Origin of the sequence: Leclercia sp. UBA7405, from assembly GCF_037152215.1 — a bacterium.
GTDB classification, from domain to species: Bacteria; Pseudomonadota; Gammaproteobacteria; order Enterobacterales; family Enterobacteriaceae; genus Enterobacter; species Enterobacter pneumoniae.
Genome location: NZ_JBBCMR010000008.1, coordinates 42,361 through 67,498 on the forward strand (window position 1 = coordinate 42,361; position 25,138 = coordinate 67,498).

Below are 25,138 nucleotides of genomic sequence, written 5' to 3' on the forward strand. Positions count from 1 at the left end.
CCGATGGATGCTAAACAGACGCGGCAGGGCGTTTTACTCGCTCTTGCCGCTTATTTTATTTGGGGTATCGCACCGGCGTACTTCAAACTGATCGCCTACGTGCCGGCGGACGAGATCCTCACTCACCGCGTTATCTGGTCCTTCTTCTTTATGATTGCGCTGATGAGTATCAGCCGTCAGTGGTCGGGCGTTAAAACGCTGCTCAAAACGCCGAAAAAGGTCTTTCTGCTGGCGCTCTCTGCCGTGTTAATTGGCGGCAACTGGCTGCTGTTTATCTGGGCTGTGAATAACCATCACATGCTCGAAGCAAGCCTGGGTTATTTTATTAACCCGCTGGTGAACATTGTGCTGGGGATGATTTTCCTCGGCGAGCGCTTCCGCCGGATGCAGTGGGTGGCGGTACTTCTCGCCTTCTGCGGGGTGCTGGTCCAGCTATGGACGTTCGGCTCGCTGCCTGTCATTGCGCTGGGGCTGGCGTTCAGCTTTGCTTTCTACGGCCTGGTGCGCAAAAAAATCGCCGTCGAAGCGCAGACCGGAATGCTGTTCGAAACTTTGTGGCTGTTGCCGGTCGCCGCGATTTATCTGTTTGGCATTGCCGATAGCGCCACCAGCCATATGGGCGGCAATCCATGGTCGCTGAACCTGATGCTGATGGCCGCAGGTGTCGTCACTACGATCCCGCTGCTGTGCTTTACCGGTGCGGCAACGCGCCTGCGCCTTTCCACGCTGGGCTTCTTCCAGTACATCGGCCCCACGCTGATGTTCCTGCTGGCGGTGGTGTTTTACGGTGAAGTACCGGGTGCGGATAAGATGGTGACGTTTGCGTTTATCTGGGTCGCACTGGCGATTTTCGTTGCCGATGCGATTTATACCCAGCGTCGCGTAAAAAGAGGATTGTAGTATTTCACCCTCTCCCCATGGAGAGGGTGATGTGTTTACAGCCAGTTACGGCGCTTGAAGTAGAGGTAAGGCGCCAGCCCGGCGAGGATCATAAAGACAATCGCGCCCGGATAGCCAAAGCTCCACTTCAGCTCCGGCATAAACTCAAAGTTCATTCCGTAGCTTGAGGCCACCAGCGTCGGTGGCAGGAACACGACCGATACCACCGAGAAGATCTTGATGATGCGGTTCTGCTCGATGTTGATAAAGCCCATTGCCGCCTGCATCAGGAAGTTCACCTTCTGGAACAGGGATTCATTGTGCGGCAGCAGGGATTCGATATCGCGCAGGATCTCACGCGCCTGCTCCAGTTGGCCACCCGGCAGACGCGCCTTGCGTACCAGGAAGTTCAGCGCGCGCTGGGTATCCATCAGACACAAACGTACCTTCCAGCCAATATCTTCCAGCTCGGCCAGCGTCGAGAGCGCTTCGTCATACTCATCGCCCTGGTGCCCTTCCATAATGACGCGGCTCAGCTTTTCCAGATCGCTGTAGATATTTTCAATCTCGTCTGCCAGCTGTTCAATTTTGGTTTCAAACAGATCCAGCAGCAGTTCGTAAGCGTTTCCGTCCACCATCGCCTGGCTGCGGGCCCGCATGCGGTAGAGGCGAAACGCGGGCAGTTCCCGTTCGCGCAGCGTGAACAGGCGCCCATCACGGATGGTAAATGCCACGGTGGAGTTGCCAGCGTGATCTTCGGCATCTTCAAAAAAGAAGAAGGAGTGAATATGCAGGCCGTCTTCGTCCTCGAAGAAACGGGCGGATGCTTCGATGTCTTCCAGTTCCGGTCGGGTGGCCAGACTCTGCCCGAGCTCTGACTGAACGCGTGTACGTTCCTCGTCATCCGGCTCGACCAGATCCACCCATACGGCATCAATGAGGGGTTGTGACTCCTCGGCTTCAAGCCGGGTTAGTCGGTTGTTTTCCAGTTGAAATGCGCTCAGCATGACCGGGACTCCCAATGCAAAAAATATCGGACAGTTCGGTGGGCACACAGAAACAAATTGGGTTTCAGACCATTAAACAGCCTGACTCAGCGCGACGGGAATAATGCAGTCGCTGACAACCACTAAGGCCATCAGCGTGAGGAGATAGCCTTAGGAGTTGTTCCTGGATGACAGGGAATTGAGCCAGTATCTACTGGGTGTGTCCAAGGCGAATGTCCTCTTAGCGTAATCGTGCGCGCATGTTACGCCAGCAATAACTGCGGCGTCAACACGCAACGGAACGCTGAAGAGCAATAAATCACCCTCAACGTATAAGGCTAGCAGATAATTACAAAATTATGATGTTTTTCTGAAAGTTACACCGCTTCCAGCTTCGCGTAAGCGGCCACCAGCCATTTAATTCCCTGGCCCTGAAACGCGACCTGCAGGCGGCTGTGCTCGCCGCTGCCTTCCAGATTGACGATGGTGCCCTCGCCAAATTTAGCATGGCGGACACGCTGCCCCAGCTTGTATCCCGTGTCGTTTTCAGAGACGGGCGTTCCCATACGCTGATGGCTGACCGGACGGCTGATGCTGGCGCGCAGGCGTACCTCTTCCACGCACGCTTCTGGCAGCTCGCCAATAAAACGTGACGGGCGATGATAGACCTCTTTGCCGTACAGACGACGGGTTTCGGCGTAGGTGAGCGTCAGCTTCTGCATTGCACGCGTCACCCCCACGTAGGCCAGGCGACGCTCTTCTTCCAGACGACCGCCCTCATCCAGCGACATCTGGCTGGGGAACATCCCCTCTTCCATCCCGACGATGAACACCTGCGGGAACTCCAGCCCTTTCGCGGAGTGCAGGGTCATAAGTTGCACCGCGTCCTGCCAGGTATCCGCCTGCCCTTCGCCCGCTTCCAGCGCGGCGTGAGAGAGGAATGCCTGCAGCGGCATCAGGTCTTCGTCTTCTTCGTTGTAGCTGAACTGGCGCGTTGCCGTCACCAGCTCCTCTAAGTTTTCGATACGGGTCTGGCCTTTCTCGCCCTTTTCCTGCTCATACATGGTGCGCAGGCCGGAATCTTTAATCACCCGGTCGGTCTGCACGTGCAGCGGCATGTCGGCGGTCTCTTGCGCCAGCGCTTCGATAAGCTCGAGGAAACGCTGCAGGGCGCTGGCGGCACGCCCGGCGAGGGCTCTCTCCTGTAATAACTCGCGACAGGCCTGCCATAACGTGAGTTGACGTTCACGCGAGGTCTGACGCACCACGTCCAGGGTACGATCGCCGATCCCGCGCGTCGGGGTATTCACCACGCGCTCAAAGGCGGCATCGTCATTACGGTTGGCAATCAGGCGCAGATAGGAGAGCGCATCTTTGATCTCCTGGCGCTCGAAGAAGCGCATGCCCCCGTAAATGCGGTACGGCATGCTCACCTGCAGCAGCGCCTCTTCCAGCACACGCGACTGGGCGTTGCTGCGATAGAGAATAGCGCACTGCTCCAGCGCGCCGCCGTTGTCCTGCCAGGTCTTGATGCGGTTCACCACAAACCGCGCTTCATCGAGTTCGTTGAACGCGCAGTAAAGAGAGATTGGCTCGCCATCGACGCCGTCGGTCCAGAGCTTTTTGCCCAGACGCCCGTTGTTGTTCTCGATCAGGGCGTTGGCCGCGCTCAGAATGTTGCTGGTTGAACGGTAGTTCTGTTCCAGGCGGATGGTCTGCGCACCGGGGAAGTCGTTGAGGAAGCGCTGGATATTTTCAACCTGCGCCCCGCGCCAGCCGTAGATCGACTGGTCGTCATCGCCAACGATCATCACCTTGCCGGTGTCGCCCGCCAGCAGGCGGATCCACGCGTACTGAATGTTGTTGGTATCCTGGAATTCGTCCACCAGGATGTTGGTAAAGCGCTCGCGATAGTGCTGCAAAATATGCGGCTTGTTGAGCCACAGCTCATGGGCACGCAGCAGCAGCTCAGCGAAGTCGACCAGCCCCGCACGGTCACAAGCTTCCTGATAGGCCTGGTAAACCTTCTGCCAGGTCTGCTCGACCGGATTACCGAAACTCTGGATATGGTGTGGGCGTAGCCCTTCGTCTTTCTGGCCGTTGATGTACCACATCGCCTGACGCGGCGGCCACTGCTTCTCATCAAGGTTCATCGCCTTGATCAAGCGCTTAAGCAGACGCAGCTGGTCTTCGCTATCGAGGATCTGGAAATCCTGCGGCAGGTTAGCATCCAGATGGTGAGCGCGCAGCAGGCGATGCGCCAGGCCGTGGAAAGTACCCACCCACATACCGCCCTGGCTGGTGCCCATCAGTTGGGTGATACGGTGGCGCATCTCCGCCGCCGCCTTGTTGGTAAAGGTCACCGCCATGATGGAGTAAGGCGAGCAGTTTTCTACGCTCTGTAACCAGGCGATACGGTGCACTAACACACGCGTCTTACCACTCCCCGCCCCTGCCAGCACCAGCAAGTTAGTGCGCGAAGCGGCAACCGCATCACGCTGATTATCATTAAGGCTGTCGAGAAGGTAAGAAACGTCCATTGGCACCGCCAGAAGTGAGCTGCCCGGCGGCGCTTGCCACCGGACATACTGTTAATTTATACAATACTGCTGGTGATTATATCAGCGTCGTGAGGGATGCCAACCGCGAAATTTCCACGTGTGGCAGCAGGCGGCTGTCGAAAGCCTGCATCAGGTCGGCGTTTTCAGGCTTGATCCAGCAAGCCTGCATGCCACAGCGGATCGCCCCCGCCACGTCGGTGGTGAGGTCATCGCCCACGTGCAGGATCTCGCCCAGCGGTACGTTGAGTCTTTTAGCCGCCAGATGGTACATGTCGTTGAACGGCTTCGAGCGTCCGTCCGGGCCGGCACGCAGTACAAATTCGAAGTAATCACCCAGGCCAAAGAGCTCTGGCTGAGCATTGCCGTTGGTGATAGCCACCAGCGGCCACTTTTCGGCAAGCGCGGCAAGGGTATCGTGCGTCTCTTGCGGCACATCGATACGGCTACGCCATTTAGCAAAATGCGCCATCGACGCCTCCGCGCCCAGAGCCGCTTCGGACGCCGTGAGGCCGGCATCCAGCATCGCCTGTTCAACCGCCCGACGCCGCCATTCGGTGACATCGTGATAAATATCCGGTTCAGTCTCCCGTAACGCCTGGCGCAGGCGATGAAACTCGCTGTTTTGCAGCGTTTTTAACGCCGGGTGATAGTTCTGAACAAAGCTCAGCGCTTCCTGCTCGGTGCGCAGGATCACCTGACGGTTATCGTACAGCGTGTCATCGAGATCAAAGGTCAGCGCAGAAATCTGGCCGACCGGACGGTAAAAACGCATTATTTCCCCCGTTTGGCGCGTGGATGCGCCGCGTCGTACACCGAGGCAAGGTGTTGAAAATCGAGATGGGTATAGATTTGAGTGGTGGATAAATTGGCATGCCCCAATAACTCCTGAACGCCGCGCAGATCGCCGCTGGACTCCAGCATATGAGAGGCGAAGGAGTGGCGCAGTTTGTGAGGATGCACATGGCTGTTCAGCCCCTGCTTGATGCCCCACTCAGCGAAGCGTTTTTGCACGTTACGCGCCGAGATGCGCTTGCCCAGCTTCGAGAGAAACAGCGCATCGTCGTCGGCACCAAACAGCCCGCGCAGATCCAGCCAGTGTTCAATCCAGACGACGGCGTTGCGGCCAATCGGCAGACGGCGCTCTTTGCTCCCCTTGCCTATCACCCACACTTCACCGGTGTCGAGATCGAGATGTTTACTGTCCAGGTTCACCAGTTCAGAGAGTCGCAGGCCGGCGCCATACATCACTTCCAGCATCGCCCTGTCGCGCACCGCCAGCGGATCGTTAAGGTCGATATTCAGCAGGCGGTTAACGTCATCCACATCGATATTTTTAGGCAGATGACGCGGTGCTTTCGGCGCGGAGATGCCTTTCGCCGGATTGGCCGTGAGTTCGCCCTGAGCCACCAGCCAGTCAAAGAAGCTACGTAATGCCGAGAGGCGTAACGCCAGGCTCGCCGGGCCAAGACCTTTGCGGCGGCTGCGTACGGCAAATCCCCGTACCGTGGCAGCATCGCACTGCTGCCAGCTTTGCAGACCGCTCTCTTCCGCAATCTGCATGATGGCATCCAGCTGGCGCTGATAATTCTTAAGCGTAATGGGACTGAGCTGGCGCTCAACGCCCAGGTAGCGCATAAAGCGCGTCACGGCGGAAGTTAGCGAGGCCCCGGTCATAGGCGCTCGACCCAGCGCTCCAGCAGTTCTGGCAACATCAAAGCGATCTCCTGGAGCAGTTGAGTGCCCTGTCCCTGCTGATAATGCTGCGCGTCCCGGCTGGTAAAGAGTATCACGCCAAGATCGCCGTCACGTCCCATCAGCGACATCGCCACCGAACCGATGGCTTTAGCCTCCGGTAGCACCACCAGCAGTTCCGGTCCGTTGAGCGTACCCAGATAGTGATGCTCCCTGCCCAGACGCTGAATGCGCAACGGTTCGAAGGCCTGACGGTTCAGTGCCAGATGGGTAAAGCCAGAGGGCGCGCCGATACGCCAGCGGTCAGGGAACAGGCGGATCGTTGCGCCTGCCAACCCCAGTTCGCGGGCCCAGCGATGGAAACGGTTGAGGAATTCGTCCAGGCTGCTGGCAGATGCCAGCCGGGACTGCAGATGCAGCAGCCGGTAGAAGAGGCTCTCATTGCTGGTGGCTTGTTCCATCAGCAGAGAGATATTCTCTTCCAGATGCGAGATCTGATGACGCGAGCGCGCCATATGCCACTCGACCAGTGACACGGTTTCGCGAACCGGATGCGGTACACGCATCTGTTCGACAACGCGCGCATTGCGGATAAAAAACTCAGGATGGCGCAGCAGATAATCAACAACCGCCCGATCGTCCAGCTCTGTCAGTGACTCCTGCAGTTCTTCCCCTGGTTGCTTCATAGATGAATAAATCCGTCGTAAACATGTGCCGCCGGGCCGGTCATATACAGTGGGTGACCCGGGCCTTTCCAGGCAATATCCAGTCGGCCGCCGGGTAACTCCACGCGAACCTCTTCTGCCAGTAACCCTTGTGAGATACCTACCGCAACGGCGGCACACGCGCCGCTGCCGCAAGCTTGTGTCTCACCCGCACCACGCTCATACACGCGCAGCCGGATATGCTCGTTTTTCACTACCTGCATAAAGCCGATATTGGCGCGCTCCGGGAAACGTTCATGGCTTTCCAGTATCGGGCCAAGGGTTTCGACGGCGGCGGTAGTGACATCATCAACCTGAATCACACAGTGGGGATTACCCATGGAGACCACGCCACACAAGACTGTCTGTTCCGCGGCGCGCATGATATAGGTCTTTTCCGCTTTGTTGGCGCGAAACGGCACCTGCGAGGGCTCAAACTGCGGCTCACCCATGTTGACCCGCACCAGTTCATCATCGGTAACGCTAAGCACCATGCGGCCGTTGGCGGTGCTGACGCGAATGTCACGCTTGTTGGTCAGCCCTTTCAGGCGGACAAAGCGGGCAAAACAGCGCGCACCGTTGCCGCACTGAGAGACTTCGCTGCCATCCGCGTTAAAAATGCGGTAATGAAAATCGAGATCCGGATCGTAGGGGGGTTCAACCACCAACAGTTGGTCAAAACCCACGCCCAGGTGTCTGTCTGACAGACGGCGAATCAGCTCCGGGGAAAAGAAGACATTCTGCGTTACCGCGTCGACGACCATAAAATCGTTGCCAAGGCCATGCATTTTAGAGAACTGCATCATTTGCTCCATTGCGCGGGTACAGAACGGATCGTCAGTAGTTCACCTGAGTCGGGCCGCCGTTGTCGCCACGATCGTTACTGACCGGGGTGGTTGACTCAATATGGCTCTCCACCGGCCGGGTTGGCGGCGGCGCCGTTTTATCCGCGGGTGGGAAATAGAGCGGCCCCTTCAGACCACAGCCGGTCAGGCTCAGCAGCGTGAGGAGAACGGCCAGCGTTCCAAAAACGTTTTTCATTATTTAGTTGCCTGTAAGTTCGTGCTTTATGCTTTCTATCATCGCAGGAGAAGACACAAAAGCAAGAGTTTGCCGCTTACCTGCAACGGGAATTATTTAGCGTTATACTGCCGCCATCACGAAAAACAGGAACAGACCCATGAATGACAGTGAATTCCATCGCCTTGCAGACGACCTGTGGCAGACCATTGAAGAGCGCCTGGACGACTGGGACGGCGACAGCGATATCGATTGTGAGATTAATGGCGGCGTGCTGACCATCAGCTTCGAAAACGGCACTAAAATCATCATTAACCGTCAAGAGCCGCTGCATCAGGTGTGGCTGGCGACCAAACAGGGCGGCTACCATTTCGATCTGAAAGGTGATGAGTGGATTTGTGACCGTAGCGGCGAGCGCTTCTGGGATCTGCTGGAACAGGCGGCAACATCCCAGGCAGGTGAGAAAGTCAGCTTTAGCTAACGCGTTTTAGCCCGGTAGCGTCACGCTTACCGGGCCCGACTACGAGAAATACTGCTGCAGCAGCGGTGCGCCGGCGTCCTGATTCGCGGGGGCGGCAGCAATTACCTGCGTACGGAACGGAATCACCTGAGCACGGCCATCCACTTTCACAATCTGGTAGAACTGCGGCAGGTTAAAGTTGATAAAACTGGAGCCATAGGTGAAGCGATCGTGCGATGAGGAGTAGAAGCGGCTCACGTCGCGTACCAGCTCCTCTTTGCTGCCTTCACAGTGGTGATAAACTTCGGCGCGGTTGGTCTCATCCAGGATATAGATGTTAAACCCGGCGTCATCCCCCACCTCTTCAAAGAAGAACTGAATAATCCCTTCACTGGCAAAGCCATCCACCACCTGCGGCAACTTCACGTGGTTGGTTTCTACCTGCACAGACAAGCCATGCAGCTTGTTATGGGAAATCGCGCCGTAAAACTCGATGGCGTTTTCCAGTTTCTGCACCGATACGTTCAGGCGCTCGAAGAACAGCCCCCAGGTCTGGCCGGAGACACGCAGCGCTTTGAAGCGGCCAGTTTCGTGGCGGGTGCTTGAAAGACGCAGTTCGATACACTCGGAGACCAGTTGCTGCACGCGGGTACGGATCAAACCGCGCAGGTGCTGGCTATAGCAGAACACCTCGACGCTGTCCGGCGGAGCCGCATCCTGGTGCATCTTGCCAAGAATGGTCTTCAGCGCTTCGATCATCGCCTGCTCGCCGTTGAAGTGCAGCGTACGCACTTCGTTCCAGGAGTTGCGATAGAGCAGGTCGATACTGCCTACCAGGCAATTTTGCTGCTCGCCAAAGCTAAAGACATCCAGCTTGCGGAAATCAAAGTGAACCACCTGATTGCGGAAGGCCGCCGTCGGGTCGTACTCCAGGTTAACGATGATCGCCAGATGGCGAATTTCGCACGGACTGTAGAGCGCTTTTGGCGTCGGTGCCGGCAGACGCAGCGGGAAGTGGCTCGATACGTCCGCGACCATCTCCTGCAGCTTGGCTAAGTCGACGACCTCATTGCCTTTGATAAACAGCCGGGTACGCGACGTCAGCAGGCCATTGAACCAGGCCCAGGCCACCAGCTTGTTCAGGTAGCGGTTATATTCCAGCGGCTGATGGCTGATAATCGAATCCATGCTTGGCGCACGGTTATACAGATACCACCCGGTGCGGTTCGCGCGGCCCGGCGGTACATAGATAAAGGTCAGATTCGGTTCAGACAGGTCAGGCGAAATCTGCGGGTTAACCAGCGTGACTTTACCCGGCAGCGCTTCAAACGCAGCGTACAGTTTACGGGTCAACACCCCAATATCCTGCGGACTGGCGGAAACGCTGAGGTTGTTGCGTCGAGCAAAGCGAATCAGGTTACGGTAGCTCTGCATCATGGCATCGAGCAGTTCATTATGCGCTTCTCGCACCTGATCGATCTTCCAGTTGGCGCGATTGTCGAGCATTGCCAGCCGCTCTTCGTCCCATCCCCACTCTTTGACCAGTTGACTGACTACTTCACGACGCCAGCCCACGCAGGCCCGTTCGCGGCTCAGCTTCTCACAGACTTTGAGATAGAAACAGCGACGCACCAGGTCCAGACGGGTGGTGTCGTCAATGGCTTTCAGGTATTCCGTCACGCGCTCCAGCATCATGCAGTAGGCATCGAGCCCGAAGGAGACAATCTCCCCGTCGTGCAGACGCTGCTTGATGTCTTTCGCCAGCAGGCGCGGCGTAGGATATTCCCAGGAGTAGGTTTCGAGGAGCAGGGTTTTCAACACCGCTTTGTACGGTGAGTCGATACTTTTATAGAGCTGCCAGAGGCTGGCGCCAAAATACTCTTCAGCGGAAAGAGAGCTTAAGCCGCCCAGGTCCAGCCACTCGTTTGGCGTCAGCACACCCTGAGAATAGAGCGACATAACGTAATCGTCGTAATGCTCTTCTTCATCGCACGGCACCATATTCCACAGAATACGCTTACCGGCCAGGCGAACAGCACTACGGTAAAATTCATCCAGCAACAGCATATGCTGAGTCGAGCCGCAGTCTTCACCACCCAGACTGCCGCTTTCGTTATGACGGAATCGGTTTTCATCAATCAGGAAGAAGCTCACTTCCACACCGAGCGATGCCGCCCAGCTCTCCAGCAGGCTGCATTTACGCTGCAACAGCTGGCGCTCTTCGTTATCAAGCCAGGATTGATGGCAGACCCAGATATCCAGGTCAGAAGAACAGCTTTGCCCTACCGATGAGGTACTGCCCATTGTGTAAACGCCGGTGATCGGCAGTTCACCTTTCGGAGAGTCCTGTGGCGGCATGCCACGGTAGAGTTCCAGCTCGTTCAGATAGTGCTGTTGGGTTTCATCAGGCGTGAAAAGACAGATGCCTCTGGGAACGTTACCGTCCAGGTAGCCTGGCATCAGCGGATGGTGATAGTGCAACAATGTCGGCAGTAGACTGTAAACCTGCTGGAAAGCGGGTCCCATTGCAGCAAGCGCGCGATCTACGCGCAGTTGGTTAATGGCATCCAGTCTCTGTTTCAGAGTCTCAATATAGAGGTACAAGACGTATCGCCTGATGTTCTGAAGGCGTTGCCGTTGGCGGGGCCGCGAGAAACGCATTCACACTATTTCAAAAATAAACCGTCACTTTTCGCCCTGGGTCATTATGGTCATAACGACGAAAAAATGGTCTAAAACGTGATCAATTTAACACCTTGCCGATTGACCGTAAAGAAAGATGCGCTACATACAAGTGTAGCACCGTTCTGTACGTGTAAATTCCTGAATACGGCGCCAGGCAACTTGTGCCGCTGCCTTGTCCCTCTTCCCATCATCGTCCGTAAAACTGCCATCCCAGAGACAACAATGTTAGGATGGTCTGTAGACGAAAATGACGGTAACAAGCATGTTAGACAATGTTTTAAGAATTGCCACACGCCAAAGCCCTCTTGCGCTCTGGCAGGCACATTATGTAAAGCAGCGCCTCGAAGCCTACCACGCCGATCTCCATGTTGAGCTGGTTCCTATGGTGACGCGGGGCGATGTGATCCTCGATACGCCGCTGGCCAAGGTGGGCGGTAAAGGGCTGTTTGTCAAAGAGCTGGAACTGGCCCTGCTCGAAGGCCGTGCCGATATTGCCGTTCACTCCATGAAAGACGTTCCGGTTGAGTTTCCCGAAGGGCTGGGCCTGGTCACGATTTGCGAGCGTGAAGATCCGCGCGATGCGTTTGTCTCCAACCACTTCGCCTCGCTTGACGCGTTGCCTCAGGGCAGCGTGGTTGGCACGTCAAGTTTACGCCGCCAGTGTCAGCTGGCCGAGCGCCGCCCGGATCTGGTTATCCGATCGCTGCGCGGCAACGTGGGTACCCGCCTGAGCAAACTTGATAACGGCGACTATGATGCCATCATCCTTGCGGTCGCTGGGCTGAAACGTCTGGGGCTGGAGTCACGCGTACGCGTGGCGTTGCCACCCGAACTCTCTCTGCCTGCGGTGGGCCAGGGTGCGGTGGGTATTGAGTGCCGTCTCGACGACCAACACACCCGCGACCTGCTCGCCCCGCTCAATCACGACGAAACCGCGATTCGTGTCCAGGCGGAGCGCGCCATGAATACCCGCCTCGAAGGCGGCTGTCAGGTGCCGATTGGCAGCTATGCTGAATTAAAGAATGATGAGCTGTGGCTGCGGGCGCTGGTTGGCGCCCCGGACGGATCTAAAATGGTGCGCGGTGAACGTCGCGGTAAGCCGCAAGATGCCGAGCAGCTTGGCGTATCGCTCGCTGAGGAGCTGCTCGATAACGGCGCGCGCGAGATCCTGGCAGACGTTTATAACGGAGAACCCCCGGCATGAGTATTCTCGTCACCCGCCCTTCTCCCGCAGGAGAGCAGTTAGTGAGCCGTCTGCGCGCACTGGGGCAGGTGGCATGGAGCTTTCCGCTGATTGAGTTCTCTCAGGGAAGGGAGCTGCCTCTGCTCACAGAGCAGCTTCACGCCCTACGGGAAGGCGACCTGCTTTTTGCGCTGTCGCAACATGCCGTGGAGTTTGCCCATGCGCAATTGCAACAGGAAGGCCAAACCTGGCCGCTCTCCCCCGGCTACTTCGCCATTGGCCGAACCACCGCGCTGGCCCTGCATACCGTTAGCGGAATCGATATTCGCTATCCGCGGGATCGGGAGACCAGCGAAGTGTTGCTACAATTACCTGAATTACAGTCTGTTGCAGGAAAGCGCGCACTGATTCTGCGCGGAAACGGCGGGCGTGAGCTGTTGGGTGAAACGCTTCGCGAGCGCGGCGCAGAGGTGAAATTCTGCGAATGTTATCAACGTTGTACCAGGCATTATGATGGTGCGGAAGAGGCCATGCGCTGGCATCAACGCGGCGTGACAACGCTGGTGATCACCAGCGGTGAAATGCTGCAACAGCTCTGGTCGCTCATTCCACCATGGTATCGTGAAAACTGGTTACTCCGCTGTCGGCTGATTGTCGTCAGTGAGCGTCTGGCGAACCTCGCCCGGGAACTGGGCTGGCAAGATATTAGGGTCGCTGATAACGCCGACAACGATGCGCTGCTGCGCGCATTACAATAACTCTCATAATGGGAAGCCATAATGACGGAACAAGAAAAATCCTCCGCCGTGGTTGAAGAGACCAGGGAGACGGTGGACACCACGCCACAGTCAGAGAAGACCGAGAACACTACTGCCCAGAAGCGCGACATGAATAAAACCAGCCTTGCGCTAAGCGCCATTGCGATTGCGATCGCGCTCGCCGCGGGCGTAGGTCTGTACGGTCTGGTAAAAAATCAGGCCTCCAACCAGACCGCCACCAATGATGCGCTGGTGAGCCAGGTCACCGCCTTGCAAAAAGCGCAGGAGACGCAAAAAACGGATCTGGAAGCGGTTATTAAGCAGCAGGCCGATGCGCTGACCGCCGCCAATAACAAGCAGGCTGAGCTGACAAAACAGCTGGACGAGGTGCAGCAGAAGGTGGCCACCATCTCCGGTACCGATGCAAAAACCTGGCTGCTGGCCCAGTCCGATTTTCTGGTCAAACTGGCCGGACGTAAGCTGTGGAGCGATCAGGATGTCACCACCGCCGCCGCTCTGCTGAAAAGCGCCGACGCCAGCCTGGCCGATATGAACGACCCGAGCCTGATCAACGCGCGTCGTGCCATCACCGAAGATATCGCAAGCCTGGCCGCCGTTTCTCAGGTCGATTACGACGGCATTATCCTTAAGGTTAACCAACTGTCGAACCAGATTGATAACCTGCGTCTGGCGGATAACAACGATGACGACACCCCGATGGATTCTGATAGCGGCGAACTGTCCAGCTCTATCAGTGAGTGGCGCATAAACCTGCAAAAAAGCTGGCAGAACTTTATGGACAGCTTTATTACCATTCGCCGCCGTGACGAAACCGCCGTACCGTTACTGGCGCCTAATCAGGATGTCTATCTGCGTGAAAACATCCGCTCCCGCCTGCTGGTCGCCGCCCAGGCCGTGCCGCGCCATCAGGAAGAGACTTACAAGCAGGCGCTGGACAACGTCTCCACCTGGGTTCGCGCCTATTACGATACCGACGATGCCACCACCACCGCGTTCCTGGAAGAGGTGGATAAGCTCAGCCAGCAGAACATCACCATGAATGTCCCGGACAAGCTGGAAAGCCAGCCGGTGCTGGAAAAACTGATGCAAACGCGCGTGCGTAATCTGCTGGCGCAGCCTGGTGTCGCCTCCGAAGCAAATACCGCTGCGCCTGAAAGCGCGCCACAAAGCGCACCGCAGGGAGAGTAACCATGATCAAAGTCTTGTTGCTCTTCTTACTGTTGATCGCCGGGATCGTCCTCGGCCCAATGCTGGCGGGCCATCAGGGGTACGTCTTGATCCAGACGGACAACTACAACGTTGAAACCAGCGTCACGGGGCTGGTGATCATTCTGATCCTGGCGATGGTTGTGCTGTTCGCCGTCGAGTGGATCCTGCGTCGCATCTTCCGGACCGGGGCTCACACCCGGAGCTGGTTTGTGGGGCGTAAACGCCGTCGCGCACGTAAACAGACTGAACAGGCGCTGCTGAAACTGGCCGAAGGCGACTATCAGCAGGTTGAAAAGCTGATGTCGAAGAATGCCGACCACGCTGAACAGCCGGTAGTGAACTACCTGTTGGCGGCCGAAGCGGCGCAGCAGCGAGGCGATGAAGCTCGTGCCAATCAGCACCTGGAGCGCGCCGCTGAACTGGCGTCCAACGATCAGATCCCGGTGGAAATTACCCGCGTACGCCTGCAGCTGGCGCGTAACGAAAACCATGCGGCACGCCACGGCATTGACCGTCTGCTGGAGATCACCCCGCGTCATCCGGAAGTGCTGCGTCTGGCCGAACAGGCCTATATCCGTACCGGTGCCTGGGGCTCGTTGCTGGACATCATTCCCTCGATGGCGAAAGCCGACGTGGGTGACGAAGAACAGCGCGATGAGCTGCAACGTCTCGCCTGGATTGGGCTGATGGATCAGGCCCGGGCCGATTTGGGCAGCGATGGTCTGAAAAGCTGGTGGAAGAACCAAAGCCGTAAAACGCGCCAGCAGGTATCGCTGCAGGTGGCCATGGCGGAGCATCTTATCGAATGTGACGATCATGACACCGCACAGGAGATCATCCTCGATGGCCTGAAGCGCCAGTATGACGATCGCCTGGTCATGGTCATCCCGCGCCTGAAAACCAACAATCCAGAGCAGATCGAAAAAATGTTGCGCCAGCAGATCAAAACCGTGGGCGATCGCCCGCTGCTGTGGAGCACGCTGGGCCAGTCGCTCACTAAACACGGTGAGTGGAAAGAGGCCAGCCTCGCCTTCCGCGCCGCGCTTAAGCAGCGTCCGGACGCGTTCGACTATGCCTGGCTTGCCGATACGCTGGACAGGCTGCACCAGCCAGAAGAGGCCGCCGCGATGCGTCGCGATGGCTTGCTGTTAACGCTGCAAAATAACAGCGTCCAACCGTAGCGCATGAGGAGGCCGTAAGGCCTCCTTTTTTTATCGCTGCAGGCCTGCTACAGTCTGTTCATCGCCATCAGAGAAACGTCCCGCCAATGTAACGACATCCTTTCATCAACCTTTATTCGTACACGCGCTTTGCCGCGTGGATTAAACCGTTTTTGAAAGGACTGTGTTCATGAACACCCTTCTGTATGCGCTCTTGAGCGCGCTGCGGTGCCATCGCTGGCTCCGCCTGCTTGCCTGTGCTTTTATTTTTACCTCACTGGGTAATGGACTCACGCTGGTGCTGGTGTTTGGCCTGTTGCTGGAGTGGCAAGCGCCCCCATCGTTACTGACCCTTGCCTGGCTTTTTGCCACCCTTCCCGGCTATGTGGGTAGCCTGCTCGGCGAAAAGCTCTGCACACGATTTGCCCCCATCAGGATCTTAATCTTCACCGAGTTACTGGGTTTACTGGCGCTGTTATTTCCCCTGCTGGGGATGCACTATCACAGCATCACGGCGCTGCTGGCGGTACAGTCATGCGAAGCATTATTGAGCGGTATGAGCTGGCCTGCACTGACGTTGCTCTTCAAACGGGGCCTTCCTGAGCCAGAGCTGCCAGCCGCGACTTGCCTTGAGCATGTGATTTTTGCCTCACAGGTGCTGCTGGGCACCGGGCTTGGGGTTTTGTTGTTTCAACATGTCCCTATGGCCGTGTTACTGGCGACAGATGCGCTCAGCTTTGGGGGATCTTTACTGTTGCTTTATCAGACCGGGCGAGCCTTTTCTGGCAAACCTGCGCCTTCAGAGCCCGACACCCCGCAGGCGGTAACCGTATCCTGGCGAAGCCTCACGCTACGGCAAAAACGCAGCCTGTTACTCTTGCCTGCACTGGCGGCCGTCGGTGCGCCCGCTATGGCCCTCCTTCCTGCGCTGGCGCAGCAAATTCAACCTGCTGACGCTGCCGGTATGGCGCTCCCGTTACTGTTTGCCCGCAGCCTGGGGCAACTTTGCGGGCCGCTGCTGATCAATAAGGAGAGTCTTCCCCGCTATGCAGGTCAAAACCGACCGCTACTGCTTTGTCTGGGACTGTTTTTCGTCGCTTACGCATTTATTCCGGCTCTGCCTGGAAAGCAAGCCATCGCTCTGGGGCTGATTTTTATTGCTCACCTGGCATCGAATATTATCTTTGCTGCCGGAACCTTTGGTGTGCTGAGCAGTTTTGCAGCCACGCATATCGCCGCCGCCAGTGGCAAAGCATGGCGGTGGCAAACAGTAAGTGCCTCGGTCTTTACCAGCATCGCGGCGCTGATTGCCGCCACGCACGGGGCGATACAGGCGTTTTATCTGGTGTCGGCGAGCGCGCTGTTGTTGGTCGCTGCCGTAATGATCCGCTACCGGGAATAAACCAAAAAAACGCCTGCTATAAAAGCAGGCGTTAAACAGGTCTGTTTGACAACATAGTGGTGCTTCACTCAACGTTATGTCCATGGTGTTTGATGAGGCCGAAGCGACATCTGTCGGTGGACGATAAGCACCTTAAATGGCTCTGCATCATTCCTGAGTTTATGAGGCATTAAGGCGAACATAAGAGATGGAATGAGCATCTACATTTATATTATTGCACGTAACGTGCCAACGTCGCATCTGAAAATGGATTTCACTACAACTTTTTAAGTTCTAAGGGATTTATGTCAGTTCATAGGGAATGAGGCAGGAGAAAAAGGGTCAGCGATACAATAAGTGTCTCCAGGTAGCGACACTAAAGGCGTTCAAATAAAATATGTAGATTATTCAAAGCGTTATTTGTCACCCATTCACGACAATGCTGAACGGGATTGTCGGCGATGAGCAACACAGCAGGAAAGGTAGAAAACAAAAAACCCCGCCGAAGCGGGGTTCAAAATTGGTCGGCGAGAGAGGATTCGAACCTCCGACCCACTGGTCCCAAACCAGTTGCGCTACCAAGCTGCGCTACTCGCCGATGTACTGCTTTTTTACTTTTTACTTCAACCCTGCGAATCGTAATTCGTCGGGTGGGATACAAAAAACCCCGCCTTGGCGGGGTCCAAAATTGGTCGGCGAGAGAGGATTCGAACCTCCGACCCACTGGTCCCAAACCAGTTGCGCTACCAAGCTGCGCTACTCGCCGCTTTACTGCTTTTTTGAATTTTTAGTTCAACTCATTAAGTCGTGGTGCGAGGGGGGGGACTCGAACCCCCACATCCTAAGGACACTAACACCTGAAGCTAGCGCGTCTACCAATTCCGCCACCTTCGCATTTCACAACTTTAAATAATGGGGTGGCTAATGGGATTCGAACCCACGACAACTGGAATCACAATCCAGGGCTCTACCAACTGAGCTATAGCCACCACTGCAAATCTTTTCTACGCGGTATCGAAACCACCGCAGCTCCAGCACCGGGTTAATGGTGCGCCCGACAGGATTCGAACCTGAGACCTCTGCCTCCGGAGGGCAGCGCTCTATCCAGCTGAGCTACGGGCGCTTAGCGCCGTTGCGGGGCTGGATATTACGGAGGTCTCGTAGTTCTGTCTAGTGCTTTTTTTAAAAAAATGCGCGTTTGGTTACGCTTTGCGCATTTTGCCGCTTATTCGCCCATATTATGACGCGTGACGTGGCGCCCAAGCCCAAAAAGCTTGTAGAACGCTGTTACCAGCGCCAGGAAGGCGACCCCGACAAACAGCGACATACGGGTATCTTCGTTAAAATACATGCCGATCAATACGCAGACCAGGAACGCCATTGTCGCATAGTTGGTCCACGGGAACAGAATCGAGCGGAACGGATGGCTGGCGATGGCTTTTTTATGCGCTTCACGGAAACGCAGCTGGCTAATCAGGATCACGAACCATGGCACCATACCCGGCAGCACGCTGGCGCTGTAGACATACACAAACACGCGCTGCGGGTTCGGGATAATGTAGTTGAGGCAGGAGCCGATCAGCAGTATCGCAATAGAGATCGCCACGCCCGCTACCGGTACGCCCGCACGCGAGACCTTACCTACCGCCGCCGGAAGCTGGCGGTTTTTCGCCAGAGCATAGAGCATACGGCCGCAGCTATACATGCCGCTGTTACAACCCGAGAGCGCCGCCGTCAGCACCACGAAGTTAATGATGCCTGCTGCCGCCGTAATACCAATTTTGGCAAAGGTGAGAACAAACGGACTGCCGTTGCTACCAATCTCGTTCCACGGGAAGATGGTGACGATAACGAAAATCGCGCCCACATAGAAAATCAGGATACGCCACAGCACTTTGCCTACCGCGCTGCGCAGCGTCACCTGCGGATTTTTCGCTTCACCGGCGGTGATGCCGATCAGCTCTACGCCCTGATAGGACGCCACCACGATACACAACGCCGTCAGGAAGCCTTTCCAGCCGCCGGCGAAAAAGCCGCCGTTCTCGGTCAGGTTGCCAAAGCCAATCGACTCGCCACCATTACCCAGGCCAAAGAAGATCACCCCCAGCCCGACCACAATCATCACGATGATGGTGGTGACTTTAATCATCGCAAACCAGAACTCAATTTCGCCGTAAAGACGTACGGCAGCAAGGTTAGCTAACGCGACCAGCCCCACGGCAATAAGCGCGGGTATCCACTGCGCCATCTCCGGGAACCAGAACTGGACATAGACCCCTATCGCCGTAATTTCAGATATCCCTACCGCCATCCACATAAACCAGTAGGACCAGGCGGTAAGATAGCCGAAGAATGGGCTCATATACCGGTGAGCATAAACGGCAAAGGAGCCAGCCACCGGCTCCAGGAACAGCATCTCGCCCATCGAACGCATGATGAAGAAGACGAACAGCCCCGCGATAATGTAGGCGAGCAGGACGGACGGGCCTGCCCACTTCAGGGTGCTGGCGGAGCCCATAAACAACCCCACGCCAATAGTGCCGCCGAGGGCAATCAATTCGATATGACGAGCTTCCAGCCCACGCTGTAGCTCCGGTTTTTTCTCTGCCATAAATCCTCAGTTGTGCTTGCTACTCTCCCGGCGTCAGCCGGTTATTGTTATGGTAAACATGCGCCATAACAGGCCATGCAGCGTCGACCGTCTGATTGACGGTTGGCGCAAAAAACACCATGGCACTGCGACGGGAGGGAATGGTTTCTTAAAATCGGAGAAATGGCAAACGGTGTGTTAAAAAAATAGATGTATCGTACAATAATGCAGCAGGTTTACAGGTGGGTTGCAGCGCGACCACTCTGTCGCGCTGCCCGGCCAACTTTATAAGCGCCCGGTATAGTGCCAGCGCAGATAACGCAGCAAACGGAGCTGACGCGTGATGCGGCTCGGCTGAGAAAGCAGACGATAGAGCCACTCAAGACCCAGGTGTTGCCACACTTTTGGCGCGCGTTTCACATGCCCGGTGAAGACATCGTAAGTCCCGCCCACGCCCATATAGAGCGCATCCGGGCAGACCTGACGGCAGTCTCGCATCAGGATCTCCTGGCGCGGCGATCCCATCGCCACGGTAATAATTTTGGCTCCGCTGTCGCGGATACGTTCAAATAGCGCCTGACGATCGTCCGGTTTGAAATAGCCGTCCTGGCTGCCCACGATATTGACGTTCCACAGGCGGCGTAGCTTCTGTTCCGTCTGCGCAAGGATTTCTGGCTTACCCCCAACCAGGAACACCGGCGTGCCGTCCGCGCCTGCACGTGCCATCAGCGCCTCCCAGAGATCGGCCCCTGCCACGCGGGAGATATTCGCCGCGGGGTATTTTTTACGTACCGAACGCACCACGCTGATGCCGTCGGCGTATTTAAATTCTGCCGCCTCGATCAGTTGACGAACCTCGGGGTTGTCTTCAAGGGTAAGCATCTTTTCTGCATTAATGGCGACCAGGGTGCCAGTTTTGATGTGGCCGCCAGCACACAGATAATCCAGCGCATGCTGCATATCACGCCAGCCGATCAGTTTCAGACCACGCAGGTCATACTGCGGCGCAGAGGTATTGTCAGTCATTCTTATCCTTACTCAGACTTGCGAGAGCGTTCTGCTGGGTCTTGATTCACGTTTATGCACCAGTCCGGCGCTGTCGAATAGCCAGTACAACAGTTTCGCCATCAGCAGACAGGCACCAAAAATCATTATGAAAAAAACCACACGGGAGACGAACGAATCCAGCCCCTCTCGCGCCAGCACGATCATATTGAAAATGGCACCAAAACAGAAACTATGCAAAATCGCGGCCTTATAGCGGTTTGTCTCCTGGTTACCCAGGGTGTAGAGCCAGTCAAACCACTTGATAATCAGCCCCACGACAATCGCGCCCGGCAGAATAAACCAGCCGCCGCCCATCACCACCAGCGAGCCGATAAGCGTGGGGGAGATAGCCAGCCCGGAGTGGTTATTCAGCACTTCCCAGGTAAAGTAGTTGGCAGTATTGAGCACAATGCCTGGTCGGTCTGGCCACAGCCAGGTGGGAATAAAGACATAAAAATCGCGGACAATCGGCGCCAGCCCCTGGAAGTCGATCTTGTCGTAGTTTTGCAACAGTAGCGCCAGATTTTCCCATGGCGAAAAGGTATCGCGGGTGAGGTAGAGGAAGGTGTAAAACGCCTCGTCTCCGCTCACGTCCATACCGTAGCGTTTAAGTGCCAGCCAGAACATCCCCACAATGCCCATCACTCCCGCAGCGGCCAACATCCACAGCGAAATCCAGCCACGAATAATGCCGATAAACAAGAAGATGGCGAAGGCGATAATAATATTGGCCCGCGTGCCGCCGACGATCATATAGGTCAGCAAGCCAAACGCCACCGTACTGACGAGGAAGAAGAGCCATCCTCGGGCATCCTGGCGCAGGAAATAGACCACCAGCATCGCCGGTATAAAGAAGTAGAAGAACCTTTTCAGCGCTACACCGGACACTTCACTGGAGAAAATCTGGCTGTAAGAGTGCAACTTAAACAGCAAAAATCCGTTGTGCATAAAGAAGATGCCGACGCTTACCAGCGCGATCATCATCAGCATTATCCAGGTCAGATGCGTCTCGACCCGATTCATAGTGAACAACGCGCGGCGCGGCGCGGGGCTGGCGTTCGACCTTAGCCGCGTCTTGTAGGTGACGTAATAGACACCATAGAAACAGGTAGCCGACAGCAGCGCCTGCATGAGAATTTCGGGCGGCACCACGGCGACATCAAAGCGGAAGACCAGGATGCTGGTTAGCGGGAAGCCGAAGTAAAAAGTGAGCAGAAACAGCAACGAGAAAAAGACGTTGAAGTTAAAACGCACGCGACGGAACTCGAACCACGTCAGAGTAGCGATGAAGAGCGTGCTCAACAGCCATACCACCAGCAGGCCGCTGAATTGCAACTGGCTCATTTCTGACCTCCTGAAGCGATCCGTAATGCCTGATGCCAGGGAGCAAGATAGTTCGGGCTGAAAAATGTGATAGCGTTTTTATCAACCAGTGCGAGCTGGCGCTGTGCTTCGCGTACCACCTCTACATTCAGCTCATCGCTGGTAAACAGCACCGGGATGCTCTGCTCAGCCATGTCCTGCCAGAAGGGATTTTCGCGATTCAACACACATGGCACGCCCGCCTGAATCAGCAGACAGAGTGTGCCAATGCCCTGCTGACGCGCAAAGATAAAATAGCCTAAATCGCACTGACGCAGCAGCGCCAGATAAGCGTCAAACTCCAGCTTATCACTGAGGATCTGGACATTGTCGGCGCTGAAAAGCCCCAGCGCACATTGGCGCACCTCGGCGATATACCCTTCGTTATGTGCAGGGTAGCCCATCGGCACAACCACATTAACCGTATCGCCAAATTGCTGGTGTACCGCTTTTAGCGCCGCGAGATGGTCATTGCTGCGGTCCCCGGAGTTCCCCACCAGAATGGTTAACTTCCCTTCCCGGCGGATATCCTTCGCCATACTGTTCAGACCAGGATCCATACGGGTGGGAAAGTAGAGCAACTCACCACGGACAGCCGGATGCTGTTTCGCAAAATAATTGAGATCGCCTCGGGTGGCAAAGACGCACCCTACCCGCCCTTGTGCCATCCGGCGTATCGGGTAAAAGAGGCGGAATTTCCAGCCCCGCGATGCTTCATAGAGGTCGGCGCCCCAGATGTGCCAGCTCACCTGCGAAGGCCGCAGCCCACCGCTTAGTAGTCCCAGCCAAAGCCCGGTATTGAATTGCCCATGGAAGAAAAATCGCTGCTCGCGGTTCGCTTTCGCTTTCGCGATAACGGCTTTTGCCAGGCTGGCTTTATCAGGCCAGACGGTGATAGCCAGAGCTGGAAAATGAGCAACGGAGTCGGGCGTTTGACTAACCACCATAAACGCGCGCGCATCAGGATTACCTGACGCCAGTTGATCGTTAAAAAACCGCAGTACGGTCTGGTTATGGTGCGGGATATCCGATCCCAGTACGTGAATCAGTGCAGTCATGCGCGTCTACGCCAAAGTAAAAATACGCCGCAACAGGCAGCGAAATAGACAATATAGGTGGCCATATAGGCCTGGGCTGCCCCCAGCGCACCGTGCGCAGGTATCAGCCAGTAAGAGGAAGCAGTTAACAAGGTGAACTGGCTGATTTCCGCCAGGATGTACAACCGCAGCGAGGCTTTCGCAATCACCAGATAGCCGAAGACGTAAGCGCCTACTTTCAGTACATCCCCCACCAGTTGCCAGGCGAACAGATCACGCATGGGGGTGAATTTGTCGGAAAAGAGGAGCCAGATGGCAACATCGCGCAGCAGCCAGACAGTTAAGCTGGCCACCGCTACAGCAGGTAACACAAAGCGCAGCGAGCGGCCAATCTCGCGGGTGATATCCTCGCGGGAGGTCAGGCGCGACAGCGTTGGCAGCAGCCAGACGCTAAAGGAGGCCGTGATAAACTGCAGGTAGGCGTCAGAAATACTGCTCACCCCCTGCCAGATCCCCACTTCATCCCAGCTGTAGTGCGCCGCCAGCAGGTTTCGCATCATCACATAGGCAACAGGCAAGGTGACTGAGGTGATCAACGCCATCAGGGTAAACTTGCCCAGGCTACTGGCCAGCATCTTGTCCCACTGCGGCTTCAGATAATGCAGCGGGATATTGTCGCGCCGAAGCAGGAAAAATCCTGCCGGGATCACCACCAGTGCAGGCACCAACGCCAGCCCCAGCAGCGCCCCTTCGTAGCCGCCCAGCCGATAGCACGCATAATAGGCAATCACGCCGATTATGCTGCCAGAGATGAGCGCCAGCGCGTTACCGGCCGCGTCACGGAACCCTTTCATCAGCGCCAGGAGCAGGTTGGCCCAGGCGATGCCCATCTGAACCAGCGCCACCAGGCGCACCAGCCCCTGGTAGTGGGTATGCCCGAACAGCCCCTGGCTGATAGGCGCAGCAGCCAGAAGAAAGATGACAGCCAGCAGCGTAGAGAAACCCAGTACCATCGCCGACGAGGTGCCCACCACACGGCGCAACTGTGCCGTGTCATCCTGGTATTGCGCGACGTATTTGGTCACGCCGTTAAAAATCCCCGCCCCGGCCAGTACGCCAAGCACGGTGACCAGCTGGCGGAAGTTACCCGCCTGCCCAACACCAGAAGGACCATAAGAGACCGCCAGTAATTTCACAACCAGCAGTCCCGTGCCGATTTTGACGAGGGTGGACGCGGCGGTCCACACCGATGCTTTCGCCAGAGACATATCAGCTGAAGTAGCTCAGAAGGGAATTAATAACCGTGCGCTGATTAGACGCGGTAAGGTTGTAGAACAGCGGCAAGCGGAGTAACCGCTCACTCTCTTTCGTCGTAAAGCGGTCTTCACCCACGAAACGTCCGAAGGCTTCGCCAGCCGGGCTGGAGTGCAGCGGAATATAGTGGAAAACGGCCAGAATATCGGCTTCTTTAAGATAGTCGATCAGCTTGCTGCGATCGTCGTTGTCACGCAGTTTGATGTAAAACATGTGCGCATTATGAACGCAGTCCGCCGGAATCGTTGGCAGCGCAATACGCCCTTTCTTCGCCAGCGGGGCCAGCGCATCGTAATAGGTCTGCCACAGCGCAAGGCGCTGCTGATTGATGCGGTCTGCAGCCTCGAGTTGTCCCCACAGATAGGCGGCCTGCAGGTCGGCCATCAGGTAGCTGGAGCCAATATCACGCCAGGTGTATTTATCCACCTGGCCGCGGAAGAACTGACTGCGGTTAGTGCCTTTCTCGCGGATGATCTCGGCACGCTCTACCAGCGCACGATCGTTAATCAGCGTTGCGCCACCTTCACCGCCTGCGGTGTAGTTCTTCGTTTCGTGGAAGCTGAAACAGCCGACATGGCCAATGGTGCCCAGTGCGCGCCCTTTGTAGGTGGACATCACTCCCTGTGCGGCATCTTCTACCACGAACAGGTTGTGTTTTTTGGCGATCGCCATAATGGTGTCCATCTCACAGGCCACGCCCGCGTAATGCACCGGCACAATCGCCCGCGTTTTATCCGTAATAGCCGCTTCGATCAGCGTCTCGTCAATGTTCATGGTATCCGGACGCACATCAACAAAGACGATTTTTGCACCGCGAAGCACAAAGGCATTCGCCGTCGAGACGAAGGTATAGCTCGGCATGATCACTTCATCGCCAGGCCCAATGTCCAGCAGCAGCGCGGCCATCTCCAGCGAGGCGGTGCAGGACGGGGTCAGCAGGACTTTGGCGCTGTGGAAGCGCTGCTCCATCCATTGCTGGCAACGACGAGTAAAACCACCATCGCCGCAGAGCTTGCCGCTGCCCATTGCAGACTGCATGTAATCGAGTTCGGTGCCCACCACAGGAGGCGCATTAAATGGAATCATCTT

22 protein-coding genes and 5 tRNA genes are annotated in these 25,138 nt (G+C 56.3%); 7 read left to right on the forward strand and 20 right to left on the reverse strand.

Annotation, left to right across the window (positions count from 1 at the left end; translation table 11 throughout):
- The first annotated feature begins 3 nt into the window (after window positions 1-3).
- Window positions 4-900 carry an EamA family transporter RarD gene (gene rarD / locus WFN75_RS21360; RefSeq protein WP_046886532.1) on the forward strand — a complete coding sequence of 299 codons (897 nt, stop codon included), beginning with the start codon at window positions 4-6 and terminating at the stop codon, window positions 898-900.
- 35 nt (window positions 901-935) lie between these two features.
- On the opposite strand, the gene corA is transcribed toward rarD, so the two are convergent.
- From corA to lptM, 8 genes are all read right to left on the reverse strand, one after another.
- Window positions 936-1,886, reverse strand: a complete 951-nt coding sequence (gene corA / locus WFN75_RS21365; RefSeq protein ID WP_040078111.1) for a magnesium/cobalt transporter CorA — start codon at window positions 1,884-1,886, stop codon at window positions 936-938.
- Window positions 1,887-2,036: 150 nt separating this feature from the next.
- Window positions 2,037-2,093 carry a YsgD/CorL family protein gene (gene ysgD, locus WFN75_RS21370; protein ID WP_212743980.1) on the reverse strand — a complete coding sequence of 19 codons (57 nt, stop codon included), beginning with the start codon at window positions 2,091-2,093 and terminating at the stop codon, window positions 2,037-2,039.
- Between the two features lie 149 nt (window positions 2,094-2,242).
- Window positions 2,243-4,405 (reverse strand): DNA helicase II, encoded by a 2,163-nt coding sequence (uvrD, locus tag WFN75_RS21375; protein WP_336996782.1) that lies wholly within the window; start codon window positions 4,403-4,405, stop codon window positions 2,243-2,245.
- Window positions 4,406-4,481: 76 nt separating this feature from the next.
- Window positions 4,482-5,198, reverse strand: coding sequence for a 5-amino-6-(5-phospho-D-ribitylamino)uracil phosphatase YigB (gene yigB / locus WFN75_RS21380; protein WP_040078108.1), 717 nt, complete (start codon window positions 5,196-5,198; stop codon window positions 4,482-4,484).
- Window positions 5,198-6,100 carry a tyrosine recombinase XerC gene (gene xerC / locus WFN75_RS21385; protein WP_207292601.1) on the reverse strand — a complete coding sequence of 301 codons (903 nt, stop codon included), beginning with the start codon at window positions 6,098-6,100 and terminating at the stop codon, window positions 5,198-5,200. Before xerC ends, yigB begins: the two co-directional genes overlap by 1 nt.
- Window positions 6,097-6,804 carry a DUF484 domain-containing protein gene (locus WFN75_RS21390; RefSeq protein ID WP_040078105.1) on the reverse strand — a complete coding sequence of 236 codons (708 nt, stop codon included), beginning with the start codon at window positions 6,802-6,804 and terminating at the stop codon, window positions 6,097-6,099. Before WFN75_RS21390 ends, xerC begins: the two co-directional genes overlap by 4 nt.
- A complete protein-coding gene (gene dapF / locus WFN75_RS21395; RefSeq protein ID WP_040078104.1) occupies window positions 6,801-7,625 on the reverse strand; it encodes a diaminopimelate epimerase in 825 nt (274 codons plus the stop codon). Before dapF ends, WFN75_RS21390 begins: the two co-directional genes overlap by 4 nt.
- Window positions 7,626-7,659: 34 nt before the next feature.
- Window positions 7,660-7,863, reverse strand: a complete 204-nt coding sequence (lptM, locus tag WFN75_RS21400; protein ID WP_040078103.1) for an LPS translocon maturation chaperone LptM — start codon at window positions 7,861-7,863, stop codon at window positions 7,660-7,662.
- A gap of 139 nt (window positions 7,864-8,002) precedes the next feature.
- Here lptM and cyaY point away from each other — a divergent pair, with 139 nt between their 5' ends.
- Window positions 8,003-8,323, forward strand: coding sequence for an iron donor protein CyaY (cyaY, locus tag WFN75_RS21405; RefSeq protein WP_336996783.1), 321 nt, complete (start codon window positions 8,003-8,005; stop codon window positions 8,321-8,323).
- Between the two features lie 39 nt (window positions 8,324-8,362).
- On the opposite strand, the gene cyaA is transcribed toward cyaY, so the two are convergent.
- Window positions 8,363-10,906 (reverse strand): class I adenylate cyclase, encoded by a 2,544-nt coding sequence (gene cyaA, locus WFN75_RS21410; RefSeq protein ID WP_040078101.1) that lies wholly within the window; start codon window positions 10,904-10,906, stop codon window positions 8,363-8,365.
- Between the two features lie 343 nt (window positions 10,907-11,249).
- Between cyaA and hemC the strand changes: the two genes are divergently transcribed.
- From hemC to WFN75_RS21435, 5 genes are all read left to right on the forward strand, one after another.
- Window positions 11,250-12,191 (forward strand): hydroxymethylbilane synthase, encoded by a 942-nt coding sequence (gene hemC, locus WFN75_RS21415; RefSeq protein WP_040078100.1) that lies wholly within the window; start codon window positions 11,250-11,252, stop codon window positions 12,189-12,191.
- A complete protein-coding gene (gene hemD / locus WFN75_RS21420) occupies window positions 12,188-12,928 on the forward strand; it encodes a uroporphyrinogen-III synthase (RefSeq protein ID WP_046886529.1) in 741 nt (246 codons plus the stop codon). Before hemC ends, hemD begins: the two co-directional genes overlap by 4 nt.
- Before the next feature lie 21 nt (window positions 12,929-12,949).
- On the forward strand, window positions 12,950-14,137 hold the full coding sequence (hemX, locus tag WFN75_RS21425; protein ID WP_336996784.1) for a uroporphyrinogen-III C-methyltransferase: 1,188 nt from the start codon (window positions 12,950-12,952) through the stop codon (window positions 14,135-14,137).
- Between the two features lie 2 nt (window positions 14,138-14,139).
- Entirely contained in the window at window positions 14,140-15,339 is a 1,200-nt protein-coding gene (gene hemY, locus WFN75_RS21430; protein WP_040078095.1) for a protoheme IX biogenesis protein HemY, read from the forward strand.
- Window positions 15,340-15,508: 169 nt separating this feature from the next.
- Entirely contained in the window at window positions 15,509-16,720 is a 1,212-nt protein-coding gene (locus tag WFN75_RS21435; protein WP_336996785.1) for an MFS transporter, read from the forward strand.
- Window positions 16,721-17,220: 500 nt separating this feature from the next.
- Here the strand turns inward: WFN75_RS21435 and WFN75_RS21440 are convergent.
- The 11 genes from WFN75_RS21440 to rffA form a co-directional block, all read right to left on the reverse strand.
- Window positions 17,221-17,297: transfer RNA gene (locus WFN75_RS21440), tRNA-Pro, on the reverse strand.
- Window positions 17,298-17,388: 91 nt separating this feature from the next.
- Window positions 17,389-17,465, reverse strand: a tRNA-Pro gene (locus tag WFN75_RS21445).
- 42 nt (window positions 17,466-17,507) lie between these two features.
- Window positions 17,508-17,593 (reverse strand) — tRNA-Leu (locus tag WFN75_RS21450).
- Window positions 17,594-17,612: 19 nt separating this feature from the next.
- Window positions 17,613-17,688, reverse strand: a tRNA-His gene (locus tag WFN75_RS21455).
- 57 nt (window positions 17,689-17,745) lie between these two features.
- Window positions 17,746-17,822 (reverse strand) — tRNA-Arg (locus tag WFN75_RS21460).
- A 102-nt stretch (window positions 17,823-17,924) separates the two neighbouring features.
- Window positions 17,925-19,310 (reverse strand): bifunctional threonine/serine APC transporter ThrP, encoded by a 1,386-nt coding sequence (thrP, locus tag WFN75_RS21465; RefSeq protein ID WP_046886610.1) that lies wholly within the window; start codon window positions 19,308-19,310, stop codon window positions 17,925-17,927.
- A gap of 264 nt (window positions 19,311-19,574) precedes the next feature.
- On the reverse strand, window positions 19,575-20,315 hold the full coding sequence (gene wecG, locus WFN75_RS21470; protein WP_336996786.1) for a lipopolysaccharide N-acetylmannosaminouronosyltransferase: 741 nt from the start codon (window positions 20,313-20,315) through the stop codon (window positions 19,575-19,577).
- A gap of 12 nt (window positions 20,316-20,327) precedes the next feature.
- The gene (wzyE, locus tag WFN75_RS21475; RefSeq protein ID WP_336996787.1) at window positions 20,328-21,680 is read right to left on the reverse strand and encodes an ECA oligosaccharide polymerase; all 1,353 of its coding nucleotides are present in this window, start codon (window positions 21,678-21,680) and stop codon (window positions 20,328-20,330) included.
- On the reverse strand, window positions 21,677-22,756 hold the full coding sequence (locus WFN75_RS21480; protein ID WP_336996788.1) for a TDP-N-acetylfucosamine:lipid II N-acetylfucosaminyltransferase: 1,080 nt from the start codon (window positions 22,754-22,756) through the stop codon (window positions 21,677-21,679). The genes wzyE and WFN75_RS21480 overlap by 4 nt, the downstream gene beginning before the upstream one ends.
- Window positions 22,753-24,003: a lipid III flippase WzxE gene (wzxE, locus tag WFN75_RS21485; RefSeq protein ID WP_336996789.1), complete on the reverse strand. Its 1,251-nt coding sequence runs from the start codon at window positions 24,001-24,003 to the stop codon at window positions 22,753-22,755. Before wzxE ends, WFN75_RS21480 begins: the two co-directional genes overlap by 4 nt.
- A 1-nt stretch (window position 24,004) precedes the next feature.
- Window positions 24,005-25,135 carry a dTDP-4-amino-4,6-dideoxygalactose transaminase gene (rffA, locus tag WFN75_RS21490; protein WP_212478621.1) on the reverse strand — a complete coding sequence of 377 codons (1,131 nt, stop codon included), beginning with the start codon at window positions 25,133-25,135 and terminating at the stop codon, window positions 24,005-24,007.
- Between the last annotated feature and the right edge of the window lie 3 nt (window positions 25,136-25,138).

Bases quoted from the DNA above. Each gene is read 5' to 3' on its own strand.
- hemX (WP_336996784.1), top strand. From the start codon at position 12,950: ATGACGGAACAAGAAAAATCCTCCGCCGTGGTTGAAGAGACCAGGGAG.
- thrP (WP_046886610.1), bottom strand. From the start codon at position 19,310: ATGGCAGAGAAAAAACCGGAGCTACAGCGTGGGCTGGAAGCTCGTCAT.
- WFN75_RS21435 (WP_336996785.1), top strand. From the start codon at position 15,509: ATGAACACCCTTCTGTATGCGCTCTTGAGCGCGCTGCGGTGCCATCGC.
- wecG (WP_336996786.1), bottom strand. From the start codon at position 20,315: ATGACTGACAATACCTCTGCGCCGCAGTATGACCTGCGTGGTCTGAAA.
- hemD (WP_046886529.1), top strand. From the start codon at position 12,188: ATGAGTATTCTCGTCACCCGCCCTTCTCCCGCAGGAGAGCAGTTAGTG.
- hemC (WP_040078100.1), top strand. From the start codon at position 11,250: ATGTTAGACAATGTTTTAAGAATTGCCACACGCCAAAGCCCTCTTGCG.
- WFN75_RS21390 (WP_040078105.1), bottom strand. From the start codon at position 6,804: ATGAAGCAACCAGGGGAAGAACTGCAGGAGTCACTGACAGAGCTGGAC.
- wzyE (WP_336996787.1), bottom strand. From the start codon at position 21,680: ATGAGCCAGTTGCAATTCAGCGGCCTGCTGGTGGTATGGCTGTTGAGC.
- corA (WP_040078111.1), bottom strand. From the start codon at position 1,886: ATGCTGAGCGCATTTCAACTGGAAAACAACCGACTAACCCGGCTTGAA.
- cyaY (WP_336996783.1), top strand. From the start codon at position 8,003: ATGAATGACAGTGAATTCCATCGCCTTGCAGACGACCTGTGGCAGACC.
- xerC (WP_207292601.1), bottom strand. From the start codon at position 6,100: ATGACCGGGGCCTCGCTAACTTCCGCCGTGACGCGCTTTATGCGCTAC.
- rarD (WP_046886532.1), top strand. From the start codon at position 4: ATGGATGCTAAACAGACGCGGCAGGGCGTTTTACTCGCTCTTGCCGCT.
- dapF (WP_040078104.1), bottom strand. From the start codon at position 7,625: ATGCAGTTCTCTAAAATGCATGGCCTTGGCAACGATTTTATGGTCGTC.
- yigB (WP_040078108.1), bottom strand. From the start codon at position 5,198: ATGCGTTTTTACCGTCCGGTCGGCCAGATTTCTGCGCTGACCTTTGAT.
- hemY (WP_040078095.1), top strand. From the start codon at position 14,140: ATGATCAAAGTCTTGTTGCTCTTCTTACTGTTGATCGCCGGGATCGTC.
- rffA (WP_212478621.1), bottom strand. From the start codon at position 25,135: ATGATTCCATTTAATGCGCCTCCTGTGGTGGGCACCGAACTCGATTAC.
- uvrD (WP_336996782.1), bottom strand. From the start codon at position 4,405: ATGGACGTTTCTTACCTTCTCGACAGCCTTAATGATAATCAGCGTGAT.
- WFN75_RS21480 (WP_336996788.1), bottom strand. From the start codon at position 22,756: ATGACTGCACTGATTCACGTACTGGGATCGGATATCCCGCACCATAAC.
- wzxE (WP_336996789.1), bottom strand. From the start codon at position 24,003: ATGTCTCTGGCGAAAGCATCGGTGTGGACCGCCGCGTCCACCCTCGTC.
- lptM (WP_040078103.1), bottom strand. From the start codon at position 7,863: ATGAAAAACGTTTTTGGAACGCTGGCCGTTCTCCTCACGCTGCTGAGC.